The sequence below is a fragment of the Paenibacillus cisolokensis genome (genome assembly GCF_018403665.1).
Taxonomy (GTDB): domain Bacteria; phylum Bacillota; class Bacilli; order Paenibacillales; family Paenibacillaceae; genus Paenibacillus_AH; species Paenibacillus_AH cisolokensis.
The window spans coordinates 1-19,507 of the sequence record NZ_BOVJ01000174.1; the positions used below are offsets into that span (position 1 = coordinate 1).

The window sequence follows — 19,507 nt, forward strand, 5'->3', positions numbered from 1 at the left end:
AAAAGGTCTGATCGACAATATTTTTTCCGCATGTCAGCCGTTTTCTCGCTGTACTGAAATAAATCCGTGTTCACATAATTATGAATTATGCTGTACTTGTCTTTATCCAGCTTGATTTGAAGATCTTCAAAAACTTCATTAGCAAAGTAATGGGATACAAACACAAAATGAAAACTATACTCGCTGCTTCTGGACCATTCAAATATTTGTCGCCAGAATGACAATCGTTTATCGGATTCTTTTTTAGCATTCTCCAGTTCCTGATCCGAAAAGTAATTAAATTCTCTTCTCCACCATGGTTGAATTTCCGCTCCATGAATCCAGACTAATATCCTTTTCCCTTTTACGGTGTTTTTAATCGCGCTCCATATTTTCTCGTTCAAAAAATGAATGATGACGGCTTCGTATCGACCATATATCAAAGCATTACTAAGTTCTTCGAAATATCCGCAAGCAATATCAATTCCTTCATATTCGGAATAACCTTTAGGAATTAAATCATTGTATTTAAAAACGTCAACAAGCCTTCCTCGTTCTTTATACCCTAATAATCTGCTGTGTATAAAAGCATATCGATATAAATCCTCGTAACTCGGATAATGATCCGTGATCAGAAGAACATTCGATTTACTTAGAAAGCAGCCACTATTCATTAATGAATCCGGCGTTTGATTGATACCTAGGCCAGGATGAATCTGATCCACAATGTCGTAAATGTCGTTCATGTTCACACCACAATCCGCCAGCCTAAGATCATCGACCTCGTCACATTGACTACCGCTGTAGTTCATACAATAATTAAATTCATCTATCGACAGGCATGATGAATCTATAATTTCTTCATCTATGCACTGAGCGAATTGTACTAAGAGCTTGTTCGAAAAGTCCTTTGACCGGACCATCGCCCGGCGAACATAAGCCTGATTTGTCGGTCGGTAAGGATTTCCTTCTTCTCGGCTAATATTCTGATTGCTGTCGCTGACAAAAAAGCTAGACTTTGTAATGACTGGGTAATCGGAATATTTGTACGCCATTACCAAATCACTAATATAATAGGCTCCATAATAATCATTATTAGAGAAGAATGACCAATAAGGGAAATCGTTTTGAATTCGAGCTACTTCTTGTTCCGTAATGCTATTAATCAGTTCAATGTCACCAGTATTGCATTTAAAATCGAGTTTACGGCCCGATATAATAAATAATTTCTTATTACAGTAGGCCTGTCGTCTAAAGTTGGCTATCACTTGATTGATCTCGGATATTGTCTCAGCCTTGGCGATGATTGCAACTGGCACAGAATCATTGTCTACCGTTATTCCGAAAACCTTTTTGACAATGAAAGAGAGGCGATCTTTGCAGGTATGTTCGTTCATAACTTTTCGAAGCCCAAGCAGCCTATATTTTAGATAATAATCATCTTTATCCAGTAATCTCAATTTGTGCCTCAATTGCTTCCCATCATCTGTGCAAACAACTAAATCTCCAAATAAGTTTCGTACAGCTCTAGAATAGTTGCTAAGGATCACGCAATTCGAGGCCAGTAATTCAAATACACGCCTTGCACACATACTTTGAGAATTCTTTACAGAATTCATATTAATATTATATCGGTAACCTTTATAGGCTTTGTCGATTTCTTTTACATCTAAAGTGCCAACAATATATCGCTTAAAGCTTCTTGGAAAAGAATAGTTGGGGTCATTATAATAATAATTTCGATCATATATATGAATTTCTTTAATATCGCTTAATGTATCTACAAAAGTCTTAATGTCTTTAGCTCGATCTGGATATCGTTTGTAATAAGCACCCGCAAAACAAATCTTATCTTCTCGATTGTAATTTTCCACAGGATTATGAAATCTCGGTTGAGCGGCAAATGGCATTAAATACACATGCTGATGTTGTAATATCGTTTTATATTTTCTTATACAGTCAATATCAGTGGTAAAAACGTAGTCCGCATGTTTGGCAGTATTAATAAACGTATCAAAAAATACAGGATCTTCTTTATTCCAGAATACAATTGGAATCTCTTTCTTTCTACAGTAACTAAGTAAATCTATCAACTCATCACTAAGATACGCCACTTTTGTATTCCAAAGTCCATTTATACCTTTCCATGCGGACTCTAAAAAAAACAAATCTGGCTGAAAATTCTCAATCTCTTGATTCCAATTTTGAGGAGTAACTTGAAGAAGCTCGCATTCAGGCTCGAACGAGTAAAATGTGAACTCATCCATAATGCAAGCAATTCTCAAATCTTTCAGACGATTAATAGGTCGTTTAAGTTTCGTTTTATGAATAATAACCTTGTCATTTGCCATGTGCTCAAGGTTCAGTTCTGCTCTTATAGCAGCACGAATCCTGTTTATCTCACTAAGTTTTTCCTCAACATAATTAATGGTCATTGTTATTCTCCCTAAAACCTAAAATCTTCCGGGATTCGTTTTTTCCATTTCCAATATTTTAGTGTCAGTTTTCCTAATTTGGAATTACTTAATAACTGATACTTTTGGTGAATATTATAATATTTCGCTTCCAAACGATTGTATTCAAGCAATACTTCCTTATATTTTTTAAGTGTAACTTCCTCACTATCAAGCCTCTTCAAAATCTCTATATTTTTGCTTCAATAACTTTTTCAACTCTTCTATTTTTTTTATAATCTTCAGGAGTATCCGACAGCATTATATCCCCCTTAGTTCCGTCGTAGAAATCCTCTTTGAATAAGTAATTCAAATTTATTAGCGACCTCTGAAATATGGTAGTACTTTCGAATAAATCGTTCGCCTTTTACTCGATATTCCTCATATTTGCTTTCGTCCATTAAATCTAATATTTTTGCTACCAACTCTTCGATATTTTCTACTGTAAATTCAGACGGATAAATGTATTCAACACCTGGCCACTTCAATAACAACCCTACCGCTCCTGAGGCCATTCCCTCTGCAGGAGCTAAATGGAAACTCTCTGGTTTTTCATCATCACTGACTGAAAGAACAAATCCAATTTTTCTAAGATATTCAGAAGTATCTTGCCATCCGGTAAAGATAACTGCATCTTTGAGTTTCGGACTATCACTAATTTTTTTGTATACCTGCTCGTAATAATTCCTTTCTTCATCCTTTTTCCATAACCATTGAATCTCTTCAGGTCTAGAACCAATTATATGCAGCTTGTATTTCGGATCATACTCCAATAATCTATCCAAAACCTTTACAGCTAAGTCAATTCGTTTACGTGATGGCAATGCACCAATTAATGCCAAATTATATTTAAAATCGGTTGACTCTTTATTCCGTCTAAACCTATCAATATCTACATAGTTCGGTATCAAGTTCATTTTCTCTCGAGGTATTTGGAACTTTTCCATAAACATTTCATAATAATACAACCCTACAGCTATAAAACCATCTACATTCGTAACATTTACAAGTTCCCCGTATTTCTCAAATAATTCAAAACGATGCATTCGTACAAACAACAATTGGTGTTTTAACTTGTTATGAGAATACCAAACGGCATTACCAAGAAGCCATTCACAAAAAATGACGTCTGCCCATTGTAGAAGTTTTTTGCTTTTTTCTTCATCATGTTTATCATGCCCCTGCCACTCATCAATCTCTACTTCAAACTTTTCTTTAAGTATAGGAACTAGAGGTTTTATGAATTTTAGATCATATCCATTTATCAAAATTCTCTTCCGTGTGTTAATGACAAATGAGTGATAATCACCATCAACAATTGCATTAGTAATTTCTTGTAACCTTTGATTTAATTTCATCTTCGGAATAATATACTTATTTTCAAGCAGAAAAGCTCTTAGTTTCTTGAAATCTTCTTCCGGTATTTTTCCGTTCGAAAAATTCAATATATATTCAAGAGCTGCTCTAAAACCAGTATGTAGTCTTAACTTATAATAGTCCAAACCTATTTTCTTAAGGATATTACGAGCCCCGATCCATACCGCCAGATGATCATTTAACTCTCTGGAACCGTAATTCTGTGTCGATGATACATTGTGTAACTCATCTCTCTTAACATAATAGTAAATGCATTCATTAATATAATGGACTTTTTTTGTTTCGGAATAGCATTTACTTAAAAATAAGGTGTCCTCACCCATTCGAATTTGTTCATCAAAGGTAATATTGTGGCTAATAAGAAAATCTCTTTTATAGAGCCCTACTACAGTGGTGCTCTGTCGAACTATTAAATTCTTTATAAGTTCGATACCTGCTACATTTTCATACTCCTCTCTAGGTAACCGATTCATATAGAACGACTGATTGCCTGCTTTAAAAACTTTCAAATAGCCTCTCACAATATCATAATCATTTTTAATAGCCTCAGAGTATAATAGATGACAAGCACCTTCGCAAAGCATATCATCGGAGTCCAAGAACAGAATATATTCAGCACTTGCAGCTTGTATACCTCTATTTCTTGGTCTCGAAGGACTTCCTGAATTACTTTCCAATTTAATGTATTTAAAATTTTTATATATTTTACAATACTCTTTTATTATTGAAGCCGACCGATCTTTTGAGCAATCATCAACAAATATAACTTCTATATCTTTCAACGTCATGGTTTGATTTAGTATTGACAATATGGATCTTTCTATTTTCTTTTCAGAATTATAAACCGGTATAACAATACTTACTTTATACAATAATTATACACTCGCTTTCTCTTAAATGTTTATTCTAATTGCATTCTCTTTGGTATTTTCTTCTGGATAAAGAATATTAAATTGATCACAGTTAAATATTCTGTACCCAATTTCGAACATTTTATTAACAAAACTCTCCCAATCAGAATCAAAATCAAAATATTCAATTGTTTTTCGAGGCAAAACCGAAGCATACAATCGGGCCGAATTGGTAAAGCGATATGCCGCTTCATCTGTATTTTTGGAAACAATCGTACGGTCATCTAAAAATTTATAACACATAATCATATCAGAAAGATAATGAAGACCATAATAATACTTTAAATCCATAAAAGCTACGTATTCCGTATTAATAAGTTTTGTTAGATCCCCTGCATAATAGTTATCGATAACGTTCCTGTCGGTAACCGATATTGATTCATCGCCGTACTTGTGGTTCCAAACGGCAGTTTGAAACAGTTCCTCTCCTGTATTAATGAGCAGTAATCTTTTTGCAGAATAGTTTTGTAAATGAAACATTTCAATAGAGTTTATAATTTCATTTTCGTCCCTTACCATCATAATAACGCATACTCGGGGAACATTCTTTTGAACTTCGATCCCCATTAGCCCTAACATATATACAGCCCGATCCTCATAAGTATGATGGTTAAGGACATAACGAAGTGCTTTCAAGCGATGCTGATAATAATTAATTTGCTGCAGCTGATTTAATACTTCTAAGTTATCTTCTGTATTATCGGTTAGGAGAAAAACCAAATCTCCGAAATACTTATTCATTCCTTTAGAATAATTACTAATAACTATTGTATTAGAAGCCATCAGTTCAAAAACTCTGCGTGCGAACATTGTATTAGATTGAACTTCAGTATTAATATTTAAAGCAAACTTTGATCCTTTATAGCCTTTATCTAGCCGTGTATAAGGTAACCTTGGTCTTATGTATGGCTTATATACATCAGGAAACTTATGATTATCATCATTATTGAAATATTGTCTATCGTATATAATCAACTTATTATTCATATTTTGAAGAGTAAAATCAAAAATTTTTTCCATCTCGATGCATCTCTGTGGGTGTTGCTTATAATAACTACCAGCAAAAACCACTTCATTTGTTCGTTCATACGTTTCAATAGGATTAAATTGTCTGGGTTGAACAGCAAACATTAATGGATATACATGTTTATGATTAAACTCTTTCTTGTATCGCTCTACACACTCTTCAGAAGTAGTAAAAATATAATCAAATTTTAGTGCTGTATCAACAAAGTTATGAACTTTGTCTTCAAAATGCGAAGGATCTTCTTTATTCCAAAATACGGTTTTAATATCATTTTCATTGCAGTATTTTATAATATTCAACAATTCAGTACGATTCTCTTTGGCAAAATTCACACTAGTATATATTTTTCCTCTCCATTCTCGTTTATCTGGATCACGTCCACTCCATGCCGATTCGCAGAAAAATATATCAGGCTTTTCAAGTTGCATAATTTGCAACCAATTATCAGGACTTAAATATACTGCATTAAATTCATGCTTAAAGCTCTCAAATGTAAATTCATCAACGACCATTGCCACTTTGAGTTGTCTTGCACTTTTTATCTTTTCACTTCTGACAGGTAAAAAGCTATTTTTATTTATATAGGTGTTTATCTGGGGTTCAAGAGTTATCTGATTCAGTCTTAACTTTCCATCGCCTTGAATTCGCAATGCTAGTCTTATTTCCTGAACATTATCAATTTCTATAGTTGTACTAGAATTTATATCAACAGTAAAAACTTCTTGTTTTACTTTTTGCTTATAAGTGATTATTATTAATTGAACTTGGCATTCACCTTCTTTATCACCTTGAAACCAAACATTCAACCTATCATAAAGGGATAAACTTTTAAATATTGCAAATTTGGGAGCAAAATGAAAACTGTTGTTTTTTTCCATATAAGAAACATAACATATTTCGTTATTCTCACTGACAATTAGATTATCGTCTAGAGTTGTATTTTGATTCGAAGGATACCATTCCGCTTTATTATAAATTATTTTTTATTCTCCAGTTTCCCCTTAATAAGGCATTCTTCTTGTGTTAATTCGCGTAATCTTGCATCTATAAAAGTTTGATTCACCTTCTCAATCCCTCTTTCATCTAAACCTTTTCACAATCCTCCATAGTTTAACAGCTACTTTGCCGGGCAAGGAATTTTTCATCCTGTCATAACGTGATTCCATGATTCGATAATGTTCCTGTAATCTTTTTAGTTCAAGCAATGCACGTCTTTCCATTTCAATATGGCTTAGTATTTTATTGCGAAGCTCTTGTTTTTCAATTTCATAGCGATATCGTATTTTTTCGATTTCCGCATTTTTATTTTCTAATTCAGCTTTCATAGCCTCATACATTTCTTGGTTTCGGGAATTTTCCTGGTTAATTCTTGAAATTTCTTTTTTTTGTTCTTCCATGAGATTATTGATACTCTCTATTTGTACCTCAAGTTGTCTAACCTTATTTTTTCCGCCCTAAGCCATCGGTTTAAATTCCATTTATCAATAGTGGTATTCTTATATTCTAGAATAATGTTTTCTTTAAATGTTTGAATCTTTGACAAGCGGTTATCTAGTGTATTGTATTTCATATAAATAAAATTAAAGTTGTGAGCATCGACTAGTTCATACTGATACTTTAATAAAAATTGGTCTACTTTTAGAAAGTTATCACTCGTCTCAATCCAAATTACTGGCGAATCCTTCGAAAGAATTTCTGACATTCCCTTTAAAACTTCTACTTCCGCGCCTTCTACATCTATCTTTACAAAATCCGGAGTATCTAAATCCAACTCATTTATCGTCACGATAGAGGTATTACCAATTTCATTTTCAATTAGCTTGCATTCTCCCATGTTTCTTTCATTTATAGAGAGGGCAGTTCTTCCCCGTCTGCTTCCAACAGCAACAGGCAGAACCTCTACATTCTTTAAATTATTCTCCTTAATATTCATATTAAGTAGATTAATATTGGGAACAACCGGTTCAAAAGCGTATATTTTTTTTGCTCTTAGTTTCTTACTAAAATATAAGGTATGGTTGCCAATATTTGAACCAATGTCATATACCACTGGTTCAAACGGAATGTATTTTTCAAATTTTTTCAAATCTATAATCTCATAATAATCACCGGTTTCTCTTATCATGTTAGATATATATTCGTCCTTATGGCCAAACAAGACGTTTCCATCCGACAGTACTATTCTTTCATATCCATTCAAGATCGAACCCCTCCCAACCGCCAAATAAATTCAGTAAACAATAGCTGGTATATCCTTTTTGGCCTTGGTATACAAAAAAACATTTCCAAAATTCAATACTTCAAGTCCACTTCCGATTTGTTTGTCTATAACGTTTTTTGTGTCAAAAAGCAGTGGTGTTCTCATTAGTTTTGCAATCATTTTATGATCAAGGTTTTTAAATTCATTATGATCTGCTAATACTAGGATAAGATCAGCCCCGTTCACGGCATCTTCCAATTCCATAAATTCAGGATTCTTGACATGAGGATCATGAATGTTCAAATCATACCCTTCTTTCTGAAGAATTCCGATTACTTCCATGGCTGGTGATTCCCTCGTGTCGTCGACATTCCCTTTATATGTCACACCCAAAACCGCAATACGCGGGCTTTCTATCCCCTTGACCAGTAGGGAGGTTAGATCAGCTACAAATTGCGGCATACTGTTGTTCGTATCCCGAGCCATCTTGATTAAATTGGCGTATTTCGGTGATTTTGCATAAATGAAATAAGGATCTACCGCAAGACAATGTCCTCCAACACCCGGACCCGGACTATGAATGTTTACCCGTGGATGTTTATTTGCCATTTGTATGACATCAAGTGCATTTATATCAAGATCGTAGCATATTTTTACCAACTCATTAGCTAATGCAATATTTACATCTCGATAAGTATTCTCCATACATTTAGATAACTCCGCAGTTTTCGCTTCAGTCTTGATGATTTCCCCCTGAACAAAAATAGAATATACATTCGCTGCTGCATCTGTACATTTCTCCGTGATGCCCCCAATAATTCGATTGTTATATATCAATTCATGCAGTATTTTTCCCGGTAATACACGTTCGGGGCAATGTGCCAAAAAGATATCCTCACCAATAGTAAACCCTTGCTCTTCAAACAAGGGTTTTATATAGTCGTCCGTAGAACGTGGAGCAATAGTTGACTCCACGATAACCGTGTTACCCTTATCTAGATAAGGTATAATCGAACGACATGCTTCAAGAACATAAGTCAAATCACAACTCATGTATGTATCATTTTGATTAGGGGTTGGTACCGCTATAATATAAACATCCGCCGGTTCAGGCGAAATGGAGGCGCGGAATTTCTTTTTATTCACAGCATCTTGAATGAGTTCAGCTAGACCTGGCTCTTCGATGTGAATATTTCCTCCGTTTAACGCTTCGACAACTTTTGGATTAATATCTACGCCAATAACATTGCAACCATGATGGGAAAACATGGCCGCAGTCGGAAGCCCAATATATCCCAAACCGATCACACAAATATTCATCTTAACCTTCTCCTCTCTACTTCTTGCTTTACTTCTCGTTTTTCTTTATGAACCATTTGAATGAACCCGTCATACTCGATTACCCTGTTCTCCCAAACGCTATTTCTTATGAACTCATACTCTTGTCTATCACCATCATTATTCTCTGTCACTCGAGAAACTATATTTAAAGCATGAGATTCAAATTGGTCATAATTTTCATAAAACATTAAATTTCGGCTCTGAAACTTGTCCAGTTCCGGCCAGTAAGAACTTATTGTTGGTTTATTCATATATAGATACTCGTACAGTTTCACAGGATCAACGGCTCTGGTTAGTTCATTGATTTGAAAAGGGAGCAGCATAATATCTCCAGAGTAGATGTAATCGATCACTTTATAATGAGGTACTGAACCAACCAAAATTATATTTCGAGGAAGGTCTCTTCTTATTTCCTCAGGACCAATTAAATATATCGTATAATCCGAATGTTGGATAGCGAACCGTTCCAACGTCCCCCAATCCAACCACTCCCCAATAGTTCCGATATAAACCATATTAGGTTTATCTAAGTCTATTTCTTTTGGTCTTGAACTAAAAGTTTCTTTATCGAAGGCATTGTAGATTGTCGCTATAGGCTTTTTTGAATCACCACGAAGTCTATCTCGACATATGTCAGCTAATGCATCAGAACTCGTAATGATAGCATCTGCAAATTCCAATGTCCGGCGCTCTTCATATAGAAATCTTTCTCTCAACTCTCCTGCATAAAAAATGGAATATTATCCATACATTCATAAATTATTGAACTTTCCAGCAACATATGATTTGGAATGTATTTGTAATGCAAAGGACTGGTTAATACAATTACATCATATTTGTTTTTATAAACATGAGATTTAATGTAAGTTTCGTTTATTAATTCGATAAACCGATATTTTAAAGCAAATGGAAGCACATATTTATCAATGATTTTCAGGCTACCAAACTTGGCGTTCTTCACTTTGACTTTACCCAGCGGGTTAAGTGACAAAAAGTCAACCTCGTGGCCTCGCTTGGATAGATAATAGGGAATGAAATGGGGTCTCTGTTTAATCCACATCCAGTTAACTGTCGAGAAGTACAGAATTTTCATGGTATTTTTCCCCGCTTTCATTCCGATGTTACTATCTACTCTGATACTCAGTTATTATATCATTCGGAAGTCCAATTCTCTTCACTTCCCCCTTGTCTAACCATAGGACCCTATCGCATAACTTGCGCACTTGATTCAAGGAGTGAGATACAAATAAAACCGTCGTGCCCCCTTCCATCATGGATAATATTTTCTTTTCAGATTTTTCTCTAAATTTATCGTCACCAACTGCCAACACTTCGTCTACAATTAATATTTCCGGTTGAACTATTGTCGCGATCGAAAAGCCTAATCTGGCTTTCATGCCCGATGAGTAGTTTTTTAAAGGAGTATGAATAAACTTTCCCAGTTCCGAAAAATCAATAATTTCATCAATCATCTCTTGGATAAATCTCTTTGAATATCCTAGCAACAAGCCATTTAAATAGATATTTTCGACTCCCGATAGTTCACCATTAAAACCTGCACCAAGTTCAATCAAGGGGGCGATATTTCCATTTTTATATACGGAACCAGATGTGGGTTTCATTACACCAGCAATAATTTTTAGCAGTGTACTCTTACCTGCCCCATTTGAACCCAGTATCCCAAATACTTCCCCTTTTCTCACAGAAAAGCTAACATTTTTCAGTGCATAAAAATCTTCATATCGAATTTCTTTACGGAGCTTTTTAATAAAAAAGAAGCTTTAAAGAATCCACTTTCTCAGTGGCGAGTCTATATTTCATTGTTAGATCCGAAACTTGTATCACAACGTCACTCATAACTAACCTACCTTATAGATGATGGATGAAACGGTCTTGCGTCTTATAAAAAACAAACAAACCCATTGTACCGTAAACAAGTGAATATAGAATCAAAATTAAATGATCAGCGAATTGTGGCATTGAACCATACAGAACCACATCCCGAAACATCTCTACAATTGGATACAAAGGATTTAACATGATTAACGGCATGTACTTTTCAGGGATTATGGAAGCTGGATAAAATATCGGCGTCATATACATTACAACTAGAAGTATAATTGAATACATATGCTTCATATCGTTGAAAAACACATTTATTGATGATAAAAGCAACCCGATTCCAGACGAAATGACAAGTAAATAAATCAGTGGAAAAATGATAAGCAAATTGACCCAATGGAACGAAATCCCGGTAAAAATCATCATTAAAAATAGCGGTACTAATGATAATAATGTAGTGACAAATGACGATAACACTCTCGAAAGAGGAAAGAAGTATTTGGGAACATACACTTTCCGAATCAATTGTCCGTTAGCAAAAACAGAGTCCATGGCGAAGGACGTTGATTCCGAAAAAATTGATAAACAATTCTTCCAATCAGTACATATACAGGAAAATTGGGAATTTCATTTTTAAACAATGCCATAAATACAATGCTCAAAACAACCATCATCAACAACGGATTTAACATGCTCCATAAAACACCCAGAATAGAATTCCTGTATTTCAACTTAATATCCTTTTTAACCAACTCGTAGAACAGATCCTTATACTTCAATAAATTTTTAATATAAGTACTCAACTACTTAATTCTCCTTTGAAAATTATTCAACTCATATTACCTAGTTGTATTCCAGCGTACCTTAACGTTACTTCGTATCCTAATTGGCGTCAAGGTTATCGTTTTATATTACTGTGCCATTCATAATGATGGGTTGCCCTTACTACAGAATACATATTAAAATGTCTAACATCAGTTAAAAACTATTCTAAGTCCTAGAAAGGAATCATACATGAACAAACAACGGAAAGCCGGCCTCCCCAAAGCACCGGCAAACAAAATGAATAATTTCTCATTATTGCAACTGGCAGGTCTCGGTCTTTTAACGATATTTTTATCTTCATGCCATTCAGACAAGGCTTGTTCAACGGTTGGGATTTCCCTTATGAAAGACCGATCCTTGATGCCATGATTGTTATTTGTACTATCATGGTGCTAATAACAGCCTTTCTTGCATTCCAGAAGTGGAACCCGGGGAATTGGGCGTCCATTCTTGCCATTTTAATCTGGTTGCTGCCGGCGGTATACAGCATCGCTGCCTTTGGCGCCGCTTCCAGACACAGTTCACAATTTATGATCCTGATCAGTTGCACGTTGTCGGCCTTCTTTGTATTTGGCCTTTACCTGTTAACAACGGACAGAATTCGTACATTTATGGAAGCCGTATTGATGATCTCGGGTTACGTCATTGTAGTTTACGGTTTGCTCAATTACTTCGGCCAAACCTACTATCCTGACGCCTTATGGTACACGCTCGGCACATACCGGCTTTCATCCGTATTCCAATATCCGAATACATATGCTGCGGTTCTAACGGCTATCTTTTTGGCAGCCTTGTACTATGTAACACATGCTACGAAATGGTACTGGAAGTTCGCGCACGCGCTCATGCTCGTTCCGACATTTGTATCGCTTATCTTAACTTTGTCTAGGGCTGCGCTCGTCATTCTACCGGTTATTATTCTTATTGTACTTCCATTTTTGCGATTAACCAAGCAGGTCCAGTATCTGCTTCACATAATGATTGCTGCAATCGCTTCTTTTGCGATTACTGGCGGTATGGGGAATGTCCTGAACGAAGTGGCCGCCACGGTTCTTCCTAAAGAAAAGGGCGGTCCTGTCAACGTTCTACCTTTCTGGAATCCGCTCTCCCTGAAAGGCTGGCTACTGGTTCTTTCCGCATCTGTTGTATCTGCATTGATTATTCTGGCCATTCACCGCTGGGTGGAGCCGTGGCTGGAAACCAAGCTTTCGCGGTTATCCAATCGCAAATGGTCAGCCATAGTCGTTCCGGCCGGTCTTGTAATATTGGGTTTATTCGCAGTAAGCCTATTTCTTACAAGCCCAGTCGTTCGAAATATACTTCCGGCAACCATAGCAGATCGGCTTGAAAACATTAATTTTAATCAGCATAGCGTTTTGGAGAGAGCAACCTTTTACAAAGATGGATTAAAACTGGCAGCCGACTACCCTTTCTTCGGAGCGGGGGGAGGAGCTTGGGCGGCACTATTTCAGCAATATCAGAATAATCCTTATTATAGTAGTCAAGCTCACAGCTATATCATTCAGACGCTTGTGGAAACGGGATGGCTTGGCTTGCTTGTCCATTTGCTGCTAATTGGGGCCGCATACTGTTTATATATTCGCAGTTATGTTCGATATCCGGAAAAACGCGGAAACCACTTTATTCTATATATCTTTGCGACTTCCATTCTTATTCATAGCTTTATTGACTTTGATATGAGCTACCTCAGCATTTCAGCCCTTGTCTTTTTCTGTTTGGGTGGTATGCTGTCACCTTACGGTTCAGATCTGGCAATCGGAACCCGAGCTTGGATGGAGTGGAAAGGCTGGCGGCTAGCTTATCCTGTTTTTCTTGGTTTAATTACGGTTATCGTTTCCTTCTCTATGTTGAAGGAATACTATGCTAATACCCAGTTTTTTCGGGCGATATCCATGACTAATGAACAGAAGCCGCTTAACGAGCTGCTGCGGCCATTGAATCGCGCCATAGAGTTATCGCCGGCAAACCCGAAGTTCTTGCTGGTGAAAATTGACTGGATGGAACAAGGTTATGCGCAAACCAAAGATGTTTCATATATGCAAGAAGCGAAAAAAATTATCGATAGATTGAAACAATATGAACCGAATAATCGTCTAGTGATATTGGCGAAGTATCGTTACCACAAAAATATGAACGAAATTGAGCTTGCATTGGATGAGTTGCATGAAGGGGTGAAAAAATTCCCTTGGGATATTGAATTTTATAATACGGCAATCCATGAGCATTACCTATTAGGTGAGCGAGAATTATTAAAATATACTAATAGAGATAATGAAAGTTGGAATTCCGCTCTAAAACTGTATAATGAAATTGAGAGACGAATGCAATTATTGGAAGAGCTTCCCGAAGAACAGCTTCAGGGCCGACGATTTGACATTTCCCCGGACATTCGACAATTGGTAGCGCAAATTTATTATTTCACCGGCAAACCGGAGAGGACTATTGAACTGCTGAAATCTGCTACTGGCGGAGATCTGAATGAACCGCTCAATCGTTCTTCCGTACGTTTCTATCTGGCAGCTCTCGACGCAATAGGACAAAGGGATGACGAGCTTAAGCGTAAGTTGTTCGCTGCCGATCCGGAAGAAGAACAACGGCTTCAAGAGTTATTAAAAACGATATAAACTTAGCTTTTTACCATTTTTTGTTCTTTTTTACTCGCTACAGATAGGATATAATGATAGCTCGAGCAGTACTCTATCATTCTTCTTTCAAGCTCGATATTTTTCTTCCATGCTTATTGAAAGGAGGTGAAACAATTGAAAAAGCTTATTAAGAGCAAAATTGCGGCCCTTCTCGTTTTTGTCATGATGTTCGCAGCGGCGACGCCGATTTTGGCAGCAGTTATTGAGCCGCGCTTTGAAAATGTGAAGTTCGATTCCGATTCTTTGATCGGGTCGGTTTACGTAAGCAACGATGTCTATCTCGATTTGAACAAACCTTCGACCGTTGCTGTATATGTTTATGAATTCGGTGCTACCAACTATAAAGTAGTAACGGATGCTACATATAATAGCAGCAATGGGCTGTACGATTTCGAGTTCAAAAACGTAACGACATCTGCTTATGTATTCCCGCTCACACTGAAGTATTTCTATAACGGCAAGGCTTACACTACTGAAGTTCAATCTCCTGCCCCCGGCGGAATCTTCTTCCCTCCGGCTGGCGGAATCATCGACTCGAACGGGAATGTGAACCGCGACCAATTGATCGCAGCTCTGAAAGCCAGTGACAACGCCCGGATTCTTACTCCTTCGGAAGTTGTCAATCTGCCGGCTGACGCTCTGATCTACGGCAAGAACCTGACGCTGTACATGCAAGACGGACGTTCCATCACGCTGCCGCTGCCTGCGCTGAAAGTTGAGGATCTGGCGAAATCCTTCGGGGTTGAGCTGAAAGACCTCATCATCCGCGTAGAGCTGAAGCAGCTGACTGGCGATGCGGCGAAAGCCCTTGAAGACGCCGTTTCTGCTGCTGGCAGCGAACAGCTGTCCATTGCCGTTGACTTCAAAGTCGTCGCAGTTGGTGGCGGCAAAGAGCAAGCGATCAACAACTTTGGTCAGCTGATCAACCGCACGATTGCCCTGGATGCCGATGCTAGCAAGGACAATGCGGTAGGCGTTCTGTACGATCCGACGACGAAGAAGTTGAGCTTCGTGCCGACTACTTTCACCGAGGATAACGGCAAAACGCTCGCAAACCTGAAGCGCAATGGCAACAGCATCTACACGGTAATCAAAGGTAAGTCCGTATCCTTCACGGATCTGGCGAACCACGGTTGGGCTGCCGAAGCTGTAAACGCTCTGGCTGCGAAGCTGGTTGTTGAGGGAACTGGCGCTGACAAGTTCTCGCCTGCCCGCAACATCACTCGCGCCGAGTTCGCGGCGTTGATCGTTCGTTCGCTCGGAATTGAAGCTAAAGGTACTTCCAGCTTCAAGGACGTTCCTGCTAACGCTTGGTATGCCGGCGCAGTAGCTGCTGCTGCTGAAGCTGGTATCGTCAAAGGCGTGAACAGCGATACGTTCAAACCGACGGCTAACATCACCCGTAAAGAGCTGGCGACGATGGTCGTCCGCGCTGCGGCTTATGCCGGTAAAGAATGGAACCTGACGCCTGCTCAAGTTGAGCAAGCGCTGGCGAAATTCACCGACGCAGCCGCTCTGGGTTGGGCGAAAGATGAAGTCGCTGCTGCCATCAGCGCTGGTGTCGTTCAAGGTGTCTCGGCTACGAAAGTAGGCGGCGATAACACGGCTACCCGCGCTGAAGCGGCTACGATGATCTATCGTTTCCTGACCAATGCTGAACTGATTGACTAATCCTCAATCATAGGCGAAAAAGCGACCCTTCGGGGTCGCTTTTTTCCAACCGTAATCCCTCTCCGACGGAAATTGATGACAACCCGAGATCTTATGAGGATAGGGAAGGAGGATTGTTCCCCTATGTTGAACAAGACATCCTGCTGCATACTCGTAATTGCGCTGCTGCTCGGACTTGCATTCCCTGCGGCCGGTCAGACATCTGCCGATGCGGAGAAATGCGGACAAGCAACCGCTGTATTTCGCCTGGGCAGTACCGTCGTCCGTACCGAAGACGGAACGAACCGGGCGCCGATCGCGCCTGCGCTGCTGAAGGGCAACCTGATGGTCCCGGTCACTTCGCTTGCCGAAGCGCTGGGCGGAGAAGCAAAGTGGAATCCGAAAACAAGGACGGTCAGCCTGACGCTGCGCGGGAAGACGCTGCTCATGAAGATCGGCAGCAATAAGCCCGCGTTGTCCGGTTCGCAGCTGAAGCTTCCTGCACCGGTTACAGCCGTCAAAGGGAATACGCTCGTACCGTTGCGTGCCGTTGCAGCCGCTTTCGATGCCGACACAGCGGTCAATGACGACAAACGATCGGTCACTGTCCGTCTGCCGTCCTGTACGGAAACCGTCAAAGTTTCATATACGTTCGCCAACAGCAAGGAAGGCTGGAGCGGCGGATTTGCCGATCTTCCCGTCAAGTATAGCCAGCATACATACCGTCTCGATTTCAAATGGTCTGCCATTCCGCTTCGGGAAGGCGCCCAGAAGTACGGTTTGCAAATTAGCGGCATGAACCGCAGCGACGATCTGTTCATGTACATTAGCCGGAAAATCGGCAAAGCGGAAGGACTGCGGCCTCATACGACCTATAAAGTCCATCTCAGCTTCGATTTGGCGACGAATGAAAGCAAAGGACTGATCAGAGCCGGCGGATCGCCCGGCGAATCCGTATATGTAAAGGCCGGCGTCGTAAACGTTAAGCCGGAAGCGTTGGAAAAAGACAATGACGGTACCCCGTATTACCGGATGAACATCGATCATGGCAACCAGTCGAAAAGCGGCAAGGACATGAAGGTGCTGGGTAACATTGTAAAGGAGAGTACGGCGGAAGGCTATGCTTTGAAATCGTTTCACGGCTCGTTTACGGCCCGTACGGACGGCACCGGAGCGCTTTATCTGATCATCGGTACCGATTCCGGCTATGAAGGCATGACATCGCTCTACTACACGAATATTAAAGCTTCGTTCACAAAAGTGGAGTAAAAGAGCCGATAACGGCCATTTCAATGTAAAAGGACTGGATGCTCGGCAAGATGCTCTATCGCAAGCGCCGATTCGTTGGGGGAATGGCCCAAAATTCGAAGCAACGTCTTGAACGCTGTTAATCGCAGACTTCAACATGTTGATCGATGTGAGGTGAACGATGGCAACATCGTATAAAAAGCCGGTTCGCATGCCGCCGTCTGAAGACGGCGACGCGAGAACCGGCCTTTTTGTGCGAAACCATTCACCCGATTTACTTCTGAGGCTTGCCCGGATCGAACGAGCTCTTCAGCGAAACGATCCGATTGAATACCGGCCGCCCTTCCTGCGACAACACCGGATCGACATTAAAGTAGCCGTGCCGGAAAAACTGGAATTTGTCGTTTCCTTGCGCATCGCGCATGCCGGGCTCCACATACCCTTGCAGCACGGCAAGCGAATTCGGATTGATGCATTCCAGGAACGGCTTGCCGCTCTCCGCCGCCTCATCGGTAATAAGCGGCTCGAACAGACGGAACTCCGCCGGCACCGCCTGGGACGCCTCCACCCAGTGAATCGTCCCTTTCACCTTGCGGCCGGTAAATCCGGAGCCGCTCTTCGTCTCCGGATCGTACGTGCAGCGCAGCTCGACCACATTGCCGGCTTCATCCTTCACAACCTCTTCGCACTTGATGAAATACGCATGCTTCAGGCGCACCTCGTTGCCAGGGAAGAGGCGGAAATATTTGCTCGGCGGATTCTCCATAAAGTCGTCCTGTTCGATATAGATTTCACGGGAGAACGGAATTTGTCGTACGCCCATCTCCTCATTTTCGGCATTATTCTCCGCCTCCAGCATCTCGACCTGCCCTTCCGGATAGTTCGTAATGACCACCTTCAGCGGCCGCAGCACCGCCATCGTGCGGGGAGCCTTCAGCTTCAGGTCTTCCCGGATAAAATGCTCCAGCATCCGCTCGTCGACGACGCTGTTGCTCTTCGCCACCCCGATTTCCCGGCAGAACGCCCGCAGCGCCTCCGCCGTGTAGCCGCGCCGGCGCATACCGCGAATCGTCGGCATCCGCGGATCGTCCCAGCCTTCCACAACGCCTTCTTCGACAAGCGCCTTGAGCAGCCGTTTGCTCATCACCGTGTTGGTCAGATTGAGCCGGGCGAATTCGTACTGGCGGGGCGTCGCCTCCATCTCGCACTCCGCGATAACCCAATCGTACAGCGGGCGATGATCCTCGAACTCCAGCGTGCAGATCGAATGGGTGACGCCTTCGATCGCGTCGCTGAGCGGATGCGCAAAATCGTACATCGGGTAGATGCACCAGCTGTCGCCGGTCCGGTGATGATGAGCGTGGGCGATGCGGTAAAGCACCGGATCGCGCATATTGATGTTCGGCGAAGCCATATCGATTTTGGCGCGCAGCACCTTCTCGCCGTCCTTAAATTCTCCAGCCCTCATACGGGCAAACAAATCGAGATTCTCTTCGACGCTGCGGTTGCGGTACGGGCTCTCCTGCCCCGGTTCGGTCAGCGTCCCCCGCATCTCCCGGATCTGGTCGGCTGTCAAATCGCAAACGTACGCTTTGCCCTTCCGAATGAGCAGCTGCGCCCGGGCGTACATCTCTTCGAAATAGTCCGAAGCGAAACGCAGCTCATCCCACTCGAAGCCGAGCCACCGCACATCGTCTTTAATCGCCTCGACAAATTCCGTATCTTCCTTCACCGGATTCGTATCGTCGAATCTCAGGTTCGTCCGGCCGCGAAATTCGTCGGCAAGCTCGAAATTGAGGCAGATCGACTTGGCATGGCCGATATGCAGATAGCCGTTCGGTTCCGGCGGAAAGCGGGTCACCACTTCCCGTACAGCGCCGGTCCTGACATCTTCCGCAACAATTTGCTTGATGAAGTTTGAAGAGGACATTTTACTTTCCAATGCGACCAACCTTTCCCGCAAAACATACTATTCCTCTATCATACAC

The 19,507-nt window shown here is 40.6% G+C and carries 14 protein-coding genes; 3 read left to right on the forward strand and 11 right to left on the reverse strand.

What is annotated here, in order from left to right; translation table 11 throughout:
- The 10 genes from PACILC2_RS22035 to PACILC2_RS22080 all read right to left on the reverse strand — a co-directional run.
- Positions 1 to 2,414 (reverse strand): CgeB family protein (locus PACILC2_RS22035; protein ID WP_213530865.1); only part of this gene is annotated, 2,414 nt, incomplete at its 3' end.
- A gap of 290 nt (positions 2,415 to 2,704) precedes the next feature.
- The gene (locus PACILC2_RS22040; protein ID WP_213530867.1) at positions 2,705 to 4,681 is read right to left on the reverse strand and encodes a glycosyltransferase; all 1,977 of its coding nucleotides are present in this window, start codon (positions 4,679 to 4,681) and stop codon (positions 2,705 to 2,707) included.
- A gap of 21 nt (positions 4,682 to 4,702) precedes the next feature.
- On the reverse strand, positions 4,703 to 6,625 hold the full coding sequence (locus PACILC2_RS22045; protein ID WP_213530869.1) for a CgeB family protein: 1,923 nt from the start codon (positions 6,623 to 6,625) through the stop codon (positions 4,703 to 4,705).
- A 201-nt stretch (positions 6,626 to 6,826) separates the two neighbouring features.
- Positions 6,827 to 7,144 (reverse strand): hypothetical protein, encoded by a 318-nt coding sequence (locus PACILC2_RS22050; protein WP_213530871.1) that lies wholly within the window; start codon positions 7,142 to 7,144, stop codon positions 6,827 to 6,829.
- 17 nt (positions 7,145 to 7,161) lie between these two features.
- Positions 7,162 to 7,947 (reverse strand): FkbM family methyltransferase, encoded by a 786-nt coding sequence (locus PACILC2_RS22055; protein WP_213530873.1) that lies wholly within the window; start codon positions 7,945 to 7,947, stop codon positions 7,162 to 7,164.
- A gap of 30 nt (positions 7,948 to 7,977) precedes the next feature.
- Complete coding sequence (locus tag PACILC2_RS22060; RefSeq protein ID WP_213530875.1) at positions 7,978 to 9,267, reverse strand: nucleotide sugar dehydrogenase; 1,290 nt, start codon at positions 9,265 to 9,267, stop codon at positions 7,978 to 7,980.
- Positions 9,264 to 10,004, reverse strand: a complete 741-nt coding sequence (locus PACILC2_RS22065) for a glycosyltransferase family protein (protein WP_213530877.1) — start codon at positions 10,002 to 10,004, stop codon at positions 9,264 to 9,266. The genes PACILC2_RS22060 and PACILC2_RS22065 overlap by 4 nt, the downstream gene beginning before the upstream one ends.
- Positions 10,001 to 10,279, reverse strand: a complete 279-nt coding sequence (locus PACILC2_RS22070; protein ID WP_213530879.1) for a hypothetical protein — start codon at positions 10,277 to 10,279, stop codon at positions 10,001 to 10,003. The genes PACILC2_RS22065 and PACILC2_RS22070 overlap by 4 nt, the downstream gene beginning before the upstream one ends.
- A 133-nt stretch (positions 10,280 to 10,412) precedes the next feature.
- Positions 10,413 to 10,991 (reverse strand): ABC transporter ATP-binding protein, encoded by a 579-nt coding sequence (locus PACILC2_RS22075; protein WP_244863736.1) that lies wholly within the window; start codon positions 10,989 to 10,991, stop codon positions 10,413 to 10,415.
- A gap of 166 nt (positions 10,992 to 11,157) precedes the next feature.
- The gene (locus PACILC2_RS22080) at positions 11,158 to 11,682 is read right to left on the reverse strand and encodes an ABC transporter permease (protein ID WP_244863737.1); all 525 of its coding nucleotides are present in this window, start codon (positions 11,680 to 11,682) and stop codon (positions 11,158 to 11,160) included.
- A gap of 572 nt (positions 11,683 to 12,254) precedes the next feature.
- On the opposite strand from PACILC2_RS22080, the gene PACILC2_RS22085 reads away from it, so the two are divergent.
- The 3 genes from PACILC2_RS22085 (at position 12,255) to PACILC2_RS22095 (ending at position 17,540) form a co-directional block, all read left to right on the forward strand.
- Positions 12,255 to 14,600 carry an O-antigen ligase family protein gene (locus PACILC2_RS22085; RefSeq protein WP_213530881.1) on the forward strand — a complete coding sequence of 782 codons (2,346 nt, stop codon included), beginning with the start codon at positions 12,255 to 12,257 and terminating at the stop codon, positions 14,598 to 14,600.
- A 135-nt stretch (positions 14,601 to 14,735) separates the two neighbouring features.
- Positions 14,736 to 16,292: an S-layer homology domain-containing protein gene (locus PACILC2_RS22090; protein WP_213530883.1), complete on the forward strand. Its 1,557-nt coding sequence runs from the start codon at positions 14,736 to 14,738 to the stop codon at positions 16,290 to 16,292.
- A gap of 123 nt (positions 16,293 to 16,415) precedes the next feature.
- A complete protein-coding gene (locus PACILC2_RS22095) occupies positions 16,416 to 17,540 on the forward strand; it encodes a copper amine oxidase N-terminal domain-containing protein (protein ID WP_213530885.1) in 1,125 nt (374 codons plus the stop codon).
- A gap of 253 nt (positions 17,541 to 17,793) precedes the next feature.
- On the opposite strand, the gene PACILC2_RS22100 is transcribed toward PACILC2_RS22095, so the two are convergent.
- Positions 17,794 to 19,449: a glutamine--tRNA ligase/YqeY domain fusion protein gene (locus PACILC2_RS22100; protein ID WP_372447206.1), complete on the reverse strand. Its 1,656-nt coding sequence runs from the start codon at positions 19,447 to 19,449 to the stop codon at positions 17,794 to 17,796.
- Positions 19,450 to 19,507 lie beyond the last annotated feature (58 nt).

Coding starts and splice junctions, on each gene's coding strand:
- PACILC2_RS22045 (WP_213530869.1), bottom strand. CDS start 6,625: ATGGAAAAAAACAACAGTTTTCATTTTGCTCCCAAATTTGCAATATTT.
- PACILC2_RS22050 (WP_213530871.1), bottom strand. CDS start 7,144: ATGGAAGAACAAAAAAAAGAAATTTCAAGAATTAACCAGGAAAATTCC.
- PACILC2_RS22060 (WP_213530875.1), bottom strand. CDS start 9,267: ATGAATATTTGTGTGATCGGTTTGGGATATATTGGGCTTCCGACTGCG.
- PACILC2_RS22080 (WP_244863737.1), bottom strand. CDS start 11,682: ATGGACTCTGTTTTTGCTAACGGACAATTGATTCGGAAAGTGTATGTT.
- PACILC2_RS22085 (WP_213530881.1), top strand. CDS start 12,255: ATGCCATTCAGACAAGGCTTGTTCAACGGTTGGGATTTCCCTTATGAA.
- PACILC2_RS22095 (WP_213530885.1), top strand. CDS start 16,416: ATGTTGAACAAGACATCCTGCTGCATACTCGTAATTGCGCTGCTGCTC.
- PACILC2_RS22100 (WP_372447206.1), bottom strand. CDS start 19,449: ATGTCCTCTTCAAACTTCATCAAGCAAATTGTTGCGGAAGATGTCAGG.